The following is a 16811-nucleotide window of genomic DNA, read 5'->3' on the forward strand; positions in this document are numbered from 1 at the left end:
GATGAATAAGATTAACAACGATAAGATTTTAAAGTTTACTCCCCTGATAAAAAGATTTATTACAATTGTTTTAATAGGTACATTAATAATTATATTTTCTATAATACGTATAATAGGAGGGCGTGAAATTACATATAGTGAATGGATGCTTACTCTTTTTAATTTTATTTTTATTGCAATGATAATTGGGTTATGCTTTTTCATAATAAAAGTATATAGATCGTTTAAGAAAAATATATACAACAAATTAAAAAACTTGGAACAATCGGATATATTGTACAATGTAAGAAACAAATTTAAATTTATTGTTGATGCTGAGGAGCATATAAATAATAATATTGAAAAAAGATATGCGCTTGCTCATTATGATATAAATAAATTTTCGATAATAAATAACAGTGTCGGTTATAAAATAGGCGACGAAATACTTATGCAGATAGGCATGATTTTGAATGATAATTTTGTAAATGAGGTTTTCGGCAAGGCTGAAGGAGATAATTTTTTTGTTTTATTTGAATATTCTGAGCAGGATGAGTTAGTTAGCAGAATTAAAAATATAACTGAAAAAATTGAGGGTCTGGATATTTGGAACGAAGTCAATATAAAGCCGGCAATCATGGCAGGCATATGCTTTATAGATAATGAAAATGTCGATGTACGCTCAGCGATAGATAAGGCAATTTTTGCAAAAGGTGACTTGAAAAGCGAGTACAAAAGCAGCTATGCAATTTATAATGACAGCATCGGAAATAATTTAATCGAAGTTAAAAAATTAGAGGACGGTATGTATGGAGCTTTAGAGAGAAATGAATTTGAAGTTTACATGCAGCCGAAGGTAGATTTAAAGACAGGTGAAATATCCGGTGCCGAGGCGTTGGTCAGATGGAATCATCCGGAGTTAGGGTTATTAAATCCAATCAGATTTATCCCGATTTTTGAAAAGAATGGATTTATTACAAAGCTTGATAAATTTGTTTTTGAACAGGTATGTCTTTATTTAAGAAATTGGCTCAATTTAGGATATTATGTGGTACCTGTTTCGGTAAATGTTTCAAGGATACATTTTTTAAACGCAAATTTTGTACATGATTACAATAAAATAAAGGAAAATTATAATATACCTGACAATTTAATTGAAATTGAAATTACTGAATCGGTGGTATTCAGCAATGAAAAAGAGGACGAAGTTTTTACTGTAATGAGAAAATTCAGAAATGATGGTTTTGATATATCAATGGATGATTTCGGTTCGGGCTATTCATGCCTGGGGTTATTAAAGGATATGCCTATTGATACTCTTAAGCTGGATAAGATATTTTTAGAACATATCGAAGATTACAGTTCACAAATCATCGTTAACAATATTGTTAATATGGCAAAAAATTTAAATCTGAATGTTATATCGGAAGGTGTAGAAACCGATATGCAGGTTGATTTTTTAAGAGATATAGGTTGTGATATGGCTCAGGGATTTATTTTCGAAAAACCAATCCCCATATCAGAATTCAATGCGCTTATATGTAATGGCAGAAAAAAATATAAACTGCCCACATCGGAATATGTGTAGAGGAAAAGGGACCCTCCCTAACATAGGGAAAGTCTATGATGATAAAGGGGAATGCCCCCTAAACATTAAATTATAGGAGAAAAGTATATGAAGGATTTGGGAATAAATAAAATGTCTAAGAGTATTAAAAAAAAGTTGCATATTGATATTATTTCTTTTGTAATTTTTACAATAATATTAGTGTCTGCATTATCTGCATATATTGGCTTCAGGTATGCAAATAATACATTAAATACAGTTGAAATTATGGCGGCTGTTTCAATTGCGGTTATTTTGATTATATTTTCTTATGTATTGGTACATAGCTTATGTAGTCGTATAATAAGTCCATTAAATAAGTTTACAAAAAGGTTGGATGATTTGGCAAAAGGGGACATGCGTACTGATGTTGAGATAATCGATAAAGAAGATGAAATAGGACTATTAAGTAAAGCAGTAAATAATATTGTTCAGGAATTAAACTCAATGGTCAATGATATGTTATATAATTTAAGTGGAGTTGACGATGGAGATTTCACAAGATATACAGAACGAGGATATCCGGGAGATTTTGAGAAAATCGGAATAAGAATACAAAGGATAAATCTACGATTAAACAGATTGATTGGAAGATTTTTTAACAGCGCAAAACAAGTAGCCACCGGAGCAGACCAAGTTGCTGAAAACACACAGGACTTATCTCAGGGAGCTACGGAGCAAGCCAGCTCAATTGAAGAACTAGCAGCAACCATTAATGAATTATCCGAACAAATAAATCAGAATGCAAAGAATGCAGAAACAGCAAGAAATAGTTCTTTAGAAACATCTATAGAGGTCGAAGGCGGAAAAGAGCACATGGACAATATGGTTCATGCTATGAATGAAATTAAAAATGCATCTATAGAAATTTCTAAAATAATCAAAACAATTGATGATATTGCTTTTCAAACAAATATACTTGCATTAAATGCAGCAGTTGAGGCAGCCAGAGCCGGTTCTGCAGGAAAGGGCTTTGCTGTAGTAGCGGAGGAAGTGAGAAATTTAGCTTCTAAAAGTGCTGAAGCTGCTAAAAATACTACCGAACTTATAGAAAGATCTCTGTTTGCGGTTGAGAAGGGAGCTGATATAGCATACAAAACGGAAGAATCGTTAAATGGAATAGTAGATAAGGTTAAAATAACTGTGGAACTTGTGGAACAAATATCCAAAGCCTCTGCTCAACAAGCTCTTGGTGCTTCACAGGTATTAATCGGTGTTGAACAGATATCATCAGTCATACAAACAAATTCAAAAAATTCGGAAGATAATGCCGCTGCCTGTGAAGAGTTAAGCAGCCTTGCTCAAGAATTAAAAGGTTTTGTTGAGGATGTAAAACTTAGAGAAGTAGAAGTTTATAACATTGATGATGCAATTGATTAAACAAATAAATAAGTCAGAAGATAAGAAGGTTGCCGAACATATAAAGGCAATAAAATAATAGAGAAATATAACTAAGTTAAGATGCCACCGCCTCTAAAGGCGGTGGTTTAATATTACAGAGAATCAAACATGGCTGATTCTTTGTTCCAATGCACATCCCTGATATATCGTTCAAGCTCATCCTTTTTCTTTTCTTTAAACAACTGTATAATTTCATGATGCTGAAGGTTTGTTTTTCTTAAGATTTGCATTTCGTTGTCTTTATCATCAAAAATATAATACTTTCTTAAAAAATTATCTTTTAATTTGTTAAGAAGAGAAATTAATTCGGAGTTATCATATAGGTTAAGATATATATCATGAAACTGAATTTGCAGTTCATAATATTTAGCACTCATACCCTGTTCAATTGCTACGTCCATTGAGTCAGCTAAAAATTTCATATTTCTCAAATCATCTTCTTTAATTAAATCAACAGTGTTGTAAGCAATTCTTCCATCCAGAATTCCTATGATTTCATATAATTCCTGGGCTCTTTTTATATCTAAAAATTTTACACGAAAACCTCTCCGTGGTGTGTTTTCTAAAAATCCATCGGATGCTAATTGAATTAGGGCTTCTCTTATAGGAGTTCTGCTAATGTTTAATGCATCTGAAATTTGCTGTTCATTAATTTTATCATCGGGCTTTAATGAGCCATCATTAATTTTTTCAGATATATAATTATAAACGTGATCCTTTAGTGACATATAATGTGTTAACATAAATTATCTCCCGGTTAGTTTAAAACATTTATTTAAAATAATAACACAAATTAAAACATATTTCAACAATATATTGTATATAATATTTTTTGTTCTAATAGCATCATTATATACAATATAATACAAAATATACAAAATATTTCTTGCATTTATTTTCTATTAATATATAATATATATTGTATACAAAATATTTAATACAAAATATTTCACAACTATTATTTAAATATGGAGGCATTATGGAATATGGTTGTCAATCTATGGTAGGCAAAATTAAATCCGTCTTATTAAAAAGACCATCTGAAGCATTTGTGAGTCAAGATCATTTAAACAGCAATTATGAAAAATTTTGTTATTTTGGATGTCCTGACTATGAAAAAGCAGTTAAGGAATATGAAGATTTCGAAAAAATTATTATTGACTATGTGGAAAATGTTTTCTACTTACCGCAGGACGAAAGGGCCGGACTGGATTCTATTTATACTCATGACCCACTGAAGGTTACGTCAAAGGGTGCTATTTATTTTCCGATGGGTAAGGAGTTAAGGAGCAAGGAATATCTCGTAACAGAGGAATATTTAAAAAGTATTGGTGTGCCTACATTGGGATACATTAAATCTCCCGGAAAAATGGAGGGCGGCGATGTAGTGTGGCTTGATGAAAGAACAGTTGCAATCGGAAGAGGATATCGCACTAACGATGAAGGAATACGGCAATTTAAGGAGTTAGTAAAAGATATAGTGGATGAGGTAATTGTTGTTTCTATGCCCCATGGCGAAGGAACGGATGCCTGCCTGCATCTTATGAGCGTAATAAGCATGGTTGATAAGGATTTAGCAGTTGTATATTCGAAATATATGCCGGTATTTTTCAGGGAGCTGTTAGTTGAAAGAGGAATGAAGTTGATTGAAGTTAATGACAAAGAATACGATTATTTAGGTTCAAATGTATTGGCCTTGGCACCCAGAGTATGCATTGTTTTAGAAGGAAATCCTGAGGTAAAACAAAAATTAATTGAAGAAGGATGTACGGTATATGCATATGAAGGTCATGAGATGTCTTACCGGGGAACAGGCGGACCGACATGCCTGACTCACCCGATAACCAGATTGTAATTGGAGAAATAAAATGACAATTAATGATGCAATTATAGATGGTATTGAAAATGATATAAAAGAAATTTTATTTGCTTATTTAAAAGCTGAAAGCTTCACTAATACAGCTAAAGAAAAAGAAGCTGAAAAATTCTTTTTAGACTATTTTTCAAAGATTCCATATTTTAAAAATACTCCTGATTCATTTGGAGCATATCCAATAGATAACGATGTGTTTGACAGGTCTGTAAGCTATGCATTTTTAAAAGGAGAGGGAAAAGATACGGTTGTATTTGTTCATCACAATGATGTTGTCAGCGTAGAGGATTTTAAGCTGTTGAAGGATTTTGCTTTTTCGCCGGATGAATTAAAAGAAGAGCTGTTGAAAATAAAAGACACCTTGGGCGAAAACGCTCAGAAGGATTTAACAGACGATACGTTTCTGTTCGGACGAGGTGTTTGTGATATGAAAGGCGGAGGTTCCATTCAGATAGCTTTGCTGAAGAGATACAGTGAATTAAAGAATTTCAAAGGAAATATTGTTTTAATAGCCGTACCCGATGAAGAAAATCTGTCTGCAGGCATGAGATCTGCCGTAAAGCTGTTATATGAATTAAAAGAAAAACACCAATTGAATTACAGGATTATGATTAACTCGGAGCCGCATCAAAGAAAGGATTTTTCTCAGGGTATTTTTTCGGAAGGCTCTGTGGGGAAATTAATGCCTTTTGTGTATGTAAGAGGTGCTTTAGCACATGCAGGCAAGGTTTTTGAAGGATTGAATCCACTGAATATAATGAGCTGCATAGTCAGAAAGACTGAGCTTAATATGCGGTTTAGTGATATTGTGAAGGGTGAGACATCACCGCCTCCGACATGGCTTTATCTGAGAGATGGTAAGAATAAATATGATGTATCAATGCCTTTGAGCGTTAAGGGCTGCTTCAGCATTCTAACATTACATCAAACTCCTCAAAGCATTTTGGAGGAAGTAAAGTATATATGCGCAGAAGCATTTGATGAAGTAATTAAAGACATGAATAAAAGTCATGTTGAATTTACAGGGATTACTAAAATACCATATAAAAAGCTTCCGTGGGAAACAAAGGTAGCAAATTTTTCTGAATTATATCAGGAAGCAAAAGAGAAATACGGTAAAAAATTCACAGAAAAATATAGCAATAAAATGGATGAATTAAGTCATAAATTTAAATACAACGAAATATCCATGATAGAAGCAAACTTTGATTTGATTGAATTGATATATGAATATATAGATGATGTATCACCAAGGATCATATATGGCCTGATACCTCCATATTATCCCAACACTTCTAATATTAATTTTGATTCATTAGATACTGAAATAAAAAACATTAGCGAAGAGTTGAATAAATTTACAAAGGAACAGTTTGACCAAACATATACAAAGGAATATTTCTATACAGGAATTTCTGATTTAAGTTACACCGGTATTGTTAACGGCCAAGAAATAATAAGTGCATTGCGGTTGTCAATGCCGTTATATGGCAAGCTGTACGACATCCCTGTTGATACAATCGAAAAAATATCAATGCCATGTATTAACATTGGACCATGGGGCAAGGATTTTCATAAGTTAACGGAAAGGGTTTTTAATGAAGATTTATATATACGCACGCCGAGAATATTAAATCACGCGGTTTGCTTGATATTAAATAATAAATAAAAATCAGCATAAATTTTAAGGAGGATTAAAATGTTTAAAAATGTCATAGTCAGAAGACCGGGAAGGTCATTAGCAGAAGGAATTACATCAGCGCCGGAGTTAGGTAAGCCGGATTACGAGTTAGCTTTAAGGCAGCATGATGCTTACATTAAAGCTTTAGAAGAATGTGGGGTTAAAGTAACAGTATTGGAAGCATTGGAAGAATATCCGGACTCATGTTTTGTGGAGGATACCGCAGTATTAACAAAGAGATGCGCAATTATTTCAAATCCCGGAGCTTCTACCAGAAGGGGAGAGTCAGTTCTTATGATTGATACCATTAAAAAATTTTATAGTGATGATCAAATTGAATACATTACTTCACCCGGGACCATGGAAGGCGGAGATGTAATGATGGTAGGAAATCATTTCTATATTGGTTTGTCTGCCCGCACAAATGAAGAAGGCTGCAGACAGTTTAAAGAAGCTCTTGAAAAATACGGACATACGTGCTCTGTTGTTTCCCTTGAAGAGGTTTTACACTTAAAAACCGGCGTAAATTACATTGAAAATAATAATATGCTTGTGTCGGGTGAATTTATCGAAAAGGAAGATTTTAAATCATTCAATAAAATAATTGTTCCGGAAAATGAAGCGTATGGAGCTAATTGCATATGGGTAAATGATATAGTTATAGTTCCCGAAGGTTACCCTACGGTAGAAAAAGGGGTAAGAGATGCAGGATACAAAGTAATAGTTTTAGATACATCCGAATATAAGAAGCTCGACGGAGGATTAAGCTGCTTGTCTTTAAGGTTTTAGATTAATGAACTTAGGGGAGGTAAAAGTTATGAAACATAAGTATATTGCAAAAAGATACTGGAATACAGTTGCATCGGCTATGGGTGAAGTCGGAACAATGATGGGTAAATATAATGACATCATAGATTTAACGTTTGGTGATCCTGATTTTACAACAGATGAAATTATAATTAACGCTGCTTTCGAAGATGCAAAAAAAGGTCATACTCATTATACAAATTTTTATGGTGACGAAGAATTGAGAAGAGAAGTATGCAAGTATTATAAGGAAGATTATAATATTGATATTTCAGTGGATGAAACATTTATTTCAACCAGTGCATGCCAAGGGCTTTGGTTGGTTCTTGAAACAATCACAGATGACGGAGATGAAATAATAATACATGAACCCTTTTTCACCCCATATCCTGATCAGATTAAACTGACAAGAGGTATTCCGGTTTATCTTGACACGTATGAAGAAGAGGGTTTCCAGATTAATGTTGAGAGATTGGAAAATCTTATAACGAACAGAACTAAGGCTATTGTTATAAACACTCCAAATAATCCTTCAGGTGCCAGATTCAGCGATGAAACCTTATATAAAATAGCGGAAATAGCCGAAAAATATGACATATTAGTTATTGCAGATGATATTTACGGATTGTACACATTTGACAGTGAAGAAAAAAATATGCCATTTATGAATATCAAAGGTATGAGAGAAAGAACGATAACTGTTTGCAGTGCGTCTAAGGACTTTGCCATGACGGGCTGGCGTGTTGGTTATATTATAGCTCCCAGTTACCTTATTGATGCGATGGAAAAAATAAACGAAAACAATGTATTTACGGCTCCATCAATTTCACAAAGGGGCATGCTTCATGCTATAAGGAATAGAAAGCTTATTCAGCCGAAATTATATGAAGCTTTTAAAGAAAGAGTATTTTACTCCTATGAAAGAATATGTAAAACGAAAAATATGAGTGTACTGCCCCCTCGCGGGACATTCTATCTTTTCCCTAATATAAAGGGAACAGGATTATCTTCGGAGGAAGTTGCAAAAAAACTTTTCGAGGAGGCACATGTCTTGGTGATACCGGGTAATGGATTTGGAAAGAGCGGGGAAGGATATATAAGAATTGCATGTACAGTCAGTGTGGATAAAATAAAAGAAGCATTTGACCGCATTAATCGTATGAGTATTTTTAGTTGAAAGGAGATATGATGAAAATTTGTATTATTGATGCAAAATGCTTTATTTCAGATGAACATTTAATTGAACCATTATACCAAATTGGCGAAGTAGCTGTATTTGATGGAATCCCCGAAAGTGTTGAAGAAGTTTTATTAAGAGCTCACGATGCCGATATTATAATGTTTGCACTTATGCAGTTTACCAATGAAATGCTTGATAAGTTACCTGATTTAAAAGTTTTGCAGTTTATCGGTACCGGTATGTGGAACTTTGTTGATGTTGAATATGCAACTCAAAAGGGTATTGAAGTATTGAATATCGAAGGATATGGTAACAATGCGGTAGCTGAATTTGCATTGAGCTGTGCATTTTCTTTAGCGAGAAAAATAACCGCTGCCGATAAAAATCTTAAGGAAAGAAAATGGACACAAGAGAATATGGAAGGCATGGAGATTGAAGAATCTGTACTTGGTGTTATAGGAACGGGAAACATTGGTTCCATAGTTGCAAAAAAAGCATCGCTTTTAGGGGCAGATGTTTTAGCGTGTGACATATATGAATCGGAAGAGCTTAAAACTAAGTACAATGTCAGATATGTACCGCTTGAAGAAATTTTTTCAAAATCAGATATTATATCTTTACATATGAAGGCAACTAAAGAAAATGAAGGGATTATAAACAGAACTCTATTATCCCTCATGAAGGAAAATTCATATTTTATTAATGTGGCAAGAGCAGAGCTGGTAGATAATGAGGCATTGTATGAGCTTTTGAAGGATGGCAAAATTTCAGGAGCTGCGGTAGATGTATATGATTGTGAGCCTCCCAAGGATTACAGATTATCTGATTTGTCAAATGTTATAGCAACGCCTCACATTGGTTTTTACACCGGTAAAGCAAACAATAATTCGATTACTATGTCAGTAAATTCAGTCGCTAAAGCTTTTCAAGACATCATAAAAACTAAGTTTTAAAAATCACATTAAACTAATTCCCAAATTGTATTAAATATAAAATTTTTCAAGGAGGATGTTATGGGTACAGCTGATTTAATTGTTTTTGCAGTATACATGGTAGGAATGGTAGTTATAGGGTTTATTGCACAAGGAAAAATTCAAACTATGGATGACTTTATACTTGGCGGAAGAAGATTTAACTTAATCGCATTAGTCGGTACTATTATGGCAACAATGGTTGGTTCCGGAATGACTATGGGTGCTGTTGGCGATGCATATAAAAATGGCATCGGAGGTAATGTTTTTTGGATGTATGTAGGCTTTAGTATTGGTTTGTTCTATTTCGGTTACATTAGTGTTAAAATCAGGGAAACAGGAAAGAGAACTATTGCTGAAATAATTTCCTTTAGATTCGGAAATAACGCAAGGTTGATTTCTTCAATAGTTATAATTTTATATGCTGTATCTATTGTTGCCATCAATATTGCCGGTTTAAGAAATGTAATACTATATGTTTTCGGAGAACATATGGCATTATCATTATCGATGGCAACGGCCATAGCGGCTGCAGTATGTATACTTTATACTTCTATCGGAGGATTCTATGCTGTTGCATGGACTGATGTCGTTCAATTTGCCGTTATGATAGTCGGCATCATTATACTTGGTCCGATTATAGGACTTTCTAATGCCGGAGGATTTGAAGCCGTAAGTACAGCGTATACAAGTGCTGGTTCTTCTATGACCAATCCTCTGATAAATGGGTTCAGCGCCGGCGCACTGGGTTATTTTCTTGCTTATTTTCTTACTGTACCCGGAGATCCGACAATGCCTCAAAGGGCACTTGCATCAAAGGATGACAAGTCAGCTAAAAAGGCTTTCTATATTTCCGGTGTTATGGGTCTGATTCTTGGTGCTTCACTTTTGGTTATCGGTGGTGCGGCATTTGTATTAATGCCCGGATTGGAAAATCCTGAAGCGGCACTTCCGGTATTTATACTGAATTATTATCCGCCGGTTATCAGAGGCCTTGCAATTTCAGGAATAGTTGCCGCCATTATGTCATCCTTTGACTCATTCCTGATATTGGCAACAACACACTTGGTATATGATGTCGGCAGTTCTTTAAATAAAGAAATCAGTGAAGAAAAAATGAGTAAAATGCTCCCTAAGGTTACAATAGTAATTGGTGTATTAGGATTGCTTATAGCTTTGTTTATTCAATCACTGTTTACTTATTTATATATGGTATTCTCAATAATAGGTTCTGCTTTAGTTCCATCAATAATTGCAGCATTATATTATAAAGAAAAAGCTACAAGTAAAGCAGTAGTTGCAAGTGTTATCACAGGAACCTTTGTGCCGGCTGTTCTGTACTTAACTGTTGGATACGATGTGTTTTTAGGAGATCCTGTATTCCTCGGCATTATTGCTTCTACATTGGTATTAATTGTTGGTTCGATAGTGACAAAAGAAAGAGCGTCTATAAAGTAATACAAATACTATTCAGTATAACGAGAGACCCCTGCCTATCAGGCAGGAGTCTTTTATTTTGCTTGACAAAATGCCCTTTATTCACATAATATTAATGTAAAATTAAGATTTGGGAATTATTATAGATATATCAGAACCTTATAGGAGGTATGTATGAGAATATTAATCGTTGAGGATGAAATAAAAATTACGCAGGCACTCAGTTACTTGTTTGCAAAGCAGAAAATTGATGTTGATATTGCCAATGACGGTGATGAGGGTCTTATTTTGTCCGAAAAGGATATATATGATGTAATTGTTCTTGATATAATGCTTCCCGGAACAGACGGAATCGAAATATTGAAATCAATAAGAAAAAACGGTATTCAAACTCCGGTAATTATGCTTACGGCAAAGGATACGGTTGATGACAGGGTGTATGGACTCGAAACCGGCGCAGATGATTACTTGGTTAAGCCATTTGCAACAAAAGAGCTTATAGCCAGAGTAAAGGCTTTGGCCAGAAGAAAGAGCAATGACTATGTGGGTGAAATTTATGAGTTTGAAGGTATAAAATACGATGTGAAAAATTATCTCTTATATATTAGTGATGAAGAGTTTAAGCTGCCGTTAAAAGAAGCAATGCTTATGGAAATGTTCATAAAAAAACCGAGACAGGTTTTTACACGAGAACAAATCATAGACAGGATATGGGGACTTGAGGCAGATATATTGGAGAGCAATATAGAGATTTATGTCCATCATTTGAGAAAAAGATTGGACGATACAAATGCAAAAATAGAGACTGTGCGCGGTGTGGGGTATATGCTCAAGGAGAAATAATATGTTTAGAAGGTTGCATTTTAAATTAACTGCTTATATGGGCTTAGTATTGGTCGCATTCATGATTTTTATAGCGGCAGGCATATACAACTTTACCCGTATGGTTTTCGAAGACGGAAATAAGGAATTAATGCGTTCGGAAGCACTTAGAGTATATGTCTATAGGAATTCTTCGTATATGAATTTCAGTATAACAGGAAGATTCGGAGTCGATAGAATCGGACCGAGCATAACCTTTATCGGACCTCAAAAGCTTGATGCCTGTTATATTATGTATAATGAAAATCTGGATAGAATACTGGCAAATGAAAATGAAATTACAATTGCAGATGAAATTAAGCACCTTGCGGCAAAATCTTTTGCGGATCAAAAGGATTCATATACTTCACGCAGGGTAGGTCGATTTAATTATAGAATTTATACACGTTACTTTGATGATATTAACGGTAGCAGTGTAGTGCAGGTTTATCAAAATACAATAAATGAGGATATACTGTGGTCATTTTTAAAGACCGTACTGTATGTAACCGGATTAACCGGAACTGCGGTATTGTTATTTATCAGCTTTATTTTTACCGGTCAGGCAATAAAACCTATAAGAGATACGTGGATCCGGCAAAAGGAATTTGTAGCGGATGCTTCTCATGAGCTCAGAACGCCTCTTACAGTTATTCAGACGAATCTTGATGTTGTATTAAGCGATGATGAAGGAACTGTGGAGGAAAATGAAGTTTGGCTGGATAATGCGTACTCTGAGACGAGAGTAATGGCAAAATTGATTGACCAACTTTTAATATTGGCAAAGGCCGATGTTAATGAAGAGAAATTAGCTGTTTCCGAATTTTTATTATCCGAAGTTGTAGAAAATGTGTGCCAAAGCATGGAAGTATTGGCCAAGAAGAAGGGTCTGGATTTTATAGTTAATGTAGCAGAAGATATAAAAATAAAAGCAGACTATGATAAAATAAGGAGATTAGTAGTAATATTAGTGGATAATGCCGTAAAATATACCGAAGAGGGAAAGATAACGGTAAGCTTATATACTGAAAAAAATAAAAAGATATTTACGGTTGAGGATACGGGTATAGGAATAGCTAAAAAGGATTTATGCAGGATATTTGACCGCTTCTACAGGGCAGATAAAGCTCGGCACCGTGAAGGCGGTACAGGTCTTGGTCTAAGTATAGCAAAGTGGATAGCGGATGTTCACAGGTTCTCATTGACAGTAGAAAGTACCGTAAATGAAGGAAGTAAGTTTACGTTAAAGATGTAATAAAAAATGAGATTCCCAGTCTCAGAATGACAATGCTGTCATCCTGGGTGATAAAGAAGAATCTCATTTTTAATGTTCTTATATATTCTCGGCAGGAACCCTTAGCTTAAATACAGAAATTTGTTCTTTCAACATATCTGCTTGTCCGGATAATTCTTCACATGCCGCCGCACTCTCTTCGGCAGATGCTGAATTTGTTTGTACAACTGCAGAAATCTGTTCTAATCCAACGTTGATTTGCTTGATGGAATTAGCTTGCTCTTGTGAAGCTTCCGATATTTTATTTATGGATTCTACTACAAGATTAGTACTATCCACTATATTTTTAAGGTGTGTGGCTGTGCTTTCGGCTATGCTTGTTCCATCTTTAACTGCTTTAATTGAATTCTCGATTAAATCGGTAGTTTGTTTTGCTGCATCAGCACTTTTTGAAGCTAAATTTCTTACCTCATCCGCAACTACCGCAAATCCCTTTCCGGCAGCACCTGCTCTTGCGGCCTCTACTGCTGCATTTAAAGCCAGTATGTTGGTTTGGAAAGCAATATCATCTATAACTTTGATTATTTTTGCGATTTCATTAGATGATTTATTTATTTCTGACATTGAATAAAGCATACTTTGCATTTGCTCATTGCTTTTTGTAACTGTATCTTCCGCTGACTTAACATGTTTTTCAGCCAATTTTACGTTTTCATCATTGGAAAGAATTTGTGTTGAAATTTCATTTATGGAAGCAGAAAGCTCCTCTATCGTACTCGCTTGCTCGGTAGCTCCTTGCGATAATTCCTGAGCACCGTTAGATAATTCATTTGATCCTGCCAGTACTTGCATTGATGCCGCATTTATGTCAGATAGAATCTTATTTAATTTCTCTATAGTTTTTTCAAGAGAAACTTCCATTATATCTTTGTCAGACCTTGGGATTATTGTAAAGGATAAATCTCCTTCAGCTATTTTATATACATAATCCACTTGATTTTTTATTCCTTCCACAACCTCATTAAACGCAACGGCAAGCGTGCCTATTTCATCATCTGAATTAATTTCGATGTCTATTTCCGTATCACCTGTAGCAAGCTTATTGGCTGCGTTTACCATAGAATTAATCGGAGTGGATATCGTTTTTGATATGAAGATACCAATTAGTATGGATATTATCACACCTGCCGCTACAACTGCTATTAATACTATTGATAGCAGTATTGACAGATTGGTATTTGATTTGCTTGTCAGTTCAACCTGATGTACCTTGTCATTCATACTATCATTAAGATAAGTAAAAATAAAATCCACCGAGCTTGATATAGATTGCGAAGCTATGTAGGCACCTGTTAAATCGCCGCTTTTAGCAAGACTGAAGCTTTTTTCAGAATTTGTAAGATAAAAATTATTTATTATGGATTCCACATTTGCTAATATACTTAGCCCTTCTGAGTCAAGTCCTACTTTATATGCTTCTAATGAAGCTTTAAAACTTTCATGCTGTTCATAGAACGCTTTTTCAAATGTATCGATTACTTCTAATTTACCCGAACTTATTATTGCGTCTTTTAAATGCTTTTGCATATCATTTAAGCTGTTCAACATATACGATAAATGTACTATCGGCTCGGTTTCCTGTTCATATAGCCTTTTATCGGCATCACTTATTTGCTTCATGCCGATTATACCTACAATACCGACTATTGCGGTAATAATTGAAACAATCAAAAATCCTGTAACAAGTCTTTTAGATATTTTTGAATTTTGAAAATAATTTCTCAAGTTAAATTGGTTAAGCTTTTTTTTATCTGTGTCTTGTTCTACATTCTTTTTAACTTTAGAGAATTTAAAACCCTTTAAACCTTTAAAACCCTTTAAACCCTTAAATTTTTTCATACCATTATCCTCTGTCTATAAATTGTCAATTTTCTATCCACATAATAAATCGGCAGATTATATATAAAATCAAGAGGAATAAATTACCACATTCTACAAAAATTTGTCTTTAATTACGTTCCAATAATTAAATTTACCTGTGGTTAATCTGTTAATTACCTTTTTTGAAGTTCTGAATTGTATGCTTTCCAATTGTTCATATTCAAATGTAAATCCGTCTGCCATTATTGCAACATAGTAATCAACTTCTCTTTCGGGGAAAATTGATATTTCAAATTCCGGCGGAACGATTATGCTGCATTCTAAGCACCTGTAGGCGTTTGAAATTATAGGTGAAAGAGGTGTAATCTGTAAAGTTTTAAGTGAAGGATAAACTAAGCTTCCACCGGCTGATTTATTATATGCAGAGCTTCCTAAGGGTGAAGAAATTATAAGACCGTCCCCGCTTATTTTTTCTAAATGATTCGAAGCAATATATACATCCAGATGTATTGTCTTCATATCCTTTCTTTTAAGAACGATATCATTAACTGCATATAAAATTTCGCTGCGTCCTCCTGCTTTGATTTCACATTCTACTAAACTAACGCTGTTGATGGTAAAATTGCCGGATATGTAATCTGATACAAAAGTTTCTAATTTTTCAGGCGATATTTCAGGATAAAATCCCAAGGTTCCTGTGTTGATACCAACAAAGGGAGTTTTAGAAAAATTACTGTCCCTGACACCTTTTAAGAAAGACCCATCTCCGCCTATGGTTACATTTAGCTCTGCTCCCTTGGAAAATCCATCATTATGCTTAAAACCGTTTTTATTTAACAGCTCTATTAACCTGTCTTTTATTTGCAGAGTGTATTCGTCGTGATTCGCAGATATATTTATTAATTTTTCTTTCATGTTATCCCCTTTACATAAAATACTTTTTATATTATATTTATATTGACGAAATTACGGGAGTTTTTAATGAATAACAATATTCTTAATTATACAATACAAGAAAACGGCAAAACTGTAAAGGACATATTGTCCGAAAACTTAAATTTTTCCAGACGTTTATCAAAGAAATTGGAGATTAACGATAAGATTTTTTTAAATGATAAGGTGATCAGATTAAACAAAAGAGTTTGCATAGGTGATGTTTTATCCTTGAAGTTTGATGAGGATGAAGATGAATATACAGCCATAGACATTCCCATAAACATAGTTTATGAGGATGACGATTTACTTGTTGTAAATAAACCGCCATATATTGTGGTCCATCCGACAAAGTCTCACCAAAATAATACAATTGCCAATGGTGTTGCATATTACTTCAGAGAAAAGGGTCTCAAGAGAAAAGTCAGGCTGGTTAACCGCCTCGATATGAACACCTCGGGAATTGTTATAATAGCTAAAAACCCATATGCACATAATGAGCTATCAAAGCAAATGAAGGGTAATAAGGTGGATAAATACTATTATGCAATAGTAGAAGGGATTATAGAAAACGGCTGTGGAACGATTAATGAACCAATTGCAAGGCTAAATGCAGATGATATCATGAGGATTGTCCACCCTTCAGGCAAGGATTGTATTACACACTACAGTGTGGAAAAGCGTTTTAATAATCTTACATTGGTTAAATTAAAGCTTGAAACGGGACGTACTCATCAGATAAGAGTACATATGAAGCATATAGGGCATATAGTATTAGGGGATTCTCTATACGGAAGTGAAAGTGATTTAATTAAGAGACAGGCACTGCATTGCTATGAAATGAAATTTTTGCAACCGTCTACGGCTGAGGAAATAGTTATAAAATGCCCTCTGCCGGAGGATATGGAAAAAATAATAAAAAAAGATGAGATCCTTCGCTGTGCTCAGGATGACAAATAAAGGGGGT

Annotated in this window: 14 protein-coding genes; 11 read left to right on the forward strand and 3 right to left on the reverse strand. The window is 34.3% G+C overall.

Annotation, left to right across the window (positions count from 1 at the left end; all coding sequences use genetic code 11):
- Position 1 precedes the first annotated feature (1 nt).
- Both HZF24_RS00650 and HZF24_RS00655 read left to right on the forward strand, forming a co-directional pair.
- Positions 2-1567 (forward strand): putative bifunctional diguanylate cyclase/phosphodiesterase, encoded by a 1566-nt coding sequence (locus HZF24_RS00650; RefSeq protein ID WP_179236328.1) that lies wholly within the window; start codon positions 2-4, stop codon positions 1565-1567.
- 87 nt (positions 1568-1654) lie between these two features.
- On the forward strand, positions 1655-2965 hold the full coding sequence (locus tag HZF24_RS00655; protein ID WP_179236329.1) for a methyl-accepting chemotaxis protein: 1311 nt from the start codon (positions 1655-1657) through the stop codon (positions 2963-2965).
- Between the two features lie 113 nt (positions 2966-3078).
- Here HZF24_RS00655 and HZF24_RS00660 read toward each other — a convergent pair whose 3' ends face one another.
- A complete protein-coding gene (locus tag HZF24_RS00660) occupies positions 3079-3729 on the reverse strand; it encodes a GntR family transcriptional regulator (RefSeq protein ID WP_179236330.1) in 651 nt (216 codons plus the stop codon).
- 236 nt (positions 3730-3965) lie between these two features.
- Between HZF24_RS00660 and HZF24_RS00665 the strand changes: the two genes are divergently transcribed.
- From HZF24_RS00665 to HZF24_RS00700, 8 genes are all read left to right on the forward strand, one after another.
- On the forward strand, positions 3966-4841 hold the full coding sequence (locus tag HZF24_RS00665; RefSeq protein WP_179236331.1) for a dimethylarginine dimethylaminohydrolase family protein: 876 nt from the start codon (positions 3966-3968) through the stop codon (positions 4839-4841).
- 13 nt (positions 4842-4854) lie between these two features.
- Positions 4855-6528 (forward strand): M20/M25/M40 family metallo-hydrolase, encoded by a 1674-nt coding sequence (locus tag HZF24_RS00670; RefSeq protein WP_179236332.1) that lies wholly within the window; start codon positions 4855-4857, stop codon positions 6526-6528.
- Positions 6529-6558: 30 nt separating this feature from the next.
- Positions 6559-7329, forward strand: coding sequence for a dimethylarginine dimethylaminohydrolase family protein (locus HZF24_RS00675; protein WP_179236333.1), 771 nt, complete (start codon positions 6559-6561; stop codon positions 7327-7329).
- A 28-nt stretch (positions 7330-7357) separates the two neighbouring features.
- Positions 7358-8524, forward strand: coding sequence for a pyridoxal phosphate-dependent aminotransferase (locus HZF24_RS00680; RefSeq protein WP_179236334.1), 1167 nt, complete (start codon positions 7358-7360; stop codon positions 8522-8524).
- An 11-nt stretch (positions 8525-8535) separates the two neighbouring features.
- The gene (locus tag HZF24_RS00685; RefSeq protein ID WP_179236335.1) at positions 8536-9480 is read left to right on the forward strand and encodes an NAD(P)-dependent oxidoreductase; all 945 of its coding nucleotides are present in this window, start codon (positions 8536-8538) and stop codon (positions 9478-9480) included.
- A 60-nt stretch (positions 9481-9540) separates the two neighbouring features.
- Complete coding sequence (locus tag HZF24_RS00690) at positions 9541-10956, forward strand: sodium:solute symporter family protein (protein WP_179236336.1); 1416 nt, start codon at positions 9541-9543, stop codon at positions 10954-10956.
- A 153-nt stretch (positions 10957-11109) separates the two neighbouring features.
- Positions 11110-11778 carry a response regulator transcription factor gene (locus HZF24_RS00695; protein ID WP_179236337.1) on the forward strand — a complete coding sequence of 223 codons (669 nt, stop codon included), beginning with the start codon at positions 11110-11112 and terminating at the stop codon, positions 11776-11778.
- Position 11779: 1 nt separating this feature from the next.
- Positions 11780-13051, forward strand: a complete 1272-nt coding sequence (locus HZF24_RS00700; protein WP_179236338.1) for a sensor histidine kinase — start codon at positions 11780-11782, stop codon at positions 13049-13051.
- Positions 13052-13129: 78 nt separating this feature from the next.
- Here HZF24_RS00700 and HZF24_RS00705 read toward each other — a convergent pair whose 3' ends face one another.
- Positions 13130-14929, reverse strand: a complete 1800-nt coding sequence (locus tag HZF24_RS00705) for a methyl-accepting chemotaxis protein (RefSeq protein WP_179236339.1) — start codon at positions 14927-14929, stop codon at positions 13130-13132.
- Positions 14930-15022: 93 nt separating this feature from the next.
- A complete protein-coding gene (locus HZF24_RS00710) occupies positions 15023-15826 on the reverse strand; it encodes an NAD(+)/NADH kinase (protein WP_179236340.1) in 804 nt (267 codons plus the stop codon).
- A gap of 66 nt (positions 15827-15892) precedes the next feature.
- On the opposite strand from HZF24_RS00710, the gene HZF24_RS00715 reads away from it, so the two are divergent.
- Positions 15893-16804 (forward strand): RluA family pseudouridine synthase, encoded by a 912-nt coding sequence (locus tag HZF24_RS00715; protein ID WP_179236341.1) that lies wholly within the window; start codon positions 15893-15895, stop codon positions 16802-16804.
- Positions 16805-16811 lie beyond the last annotated feature (7 nt).

This window comes from Sedimentibacter hydroxybenzoicus DSM 7310, assembly GCF_013403245.1.
GTDB classification, from domain to species: Bacteria; Bacillota; Clostridia; order Tissierellales; family Sedimentibacteraceae; genus Sedimentibacter; species Sedimentibacter hydroxybenzoicus.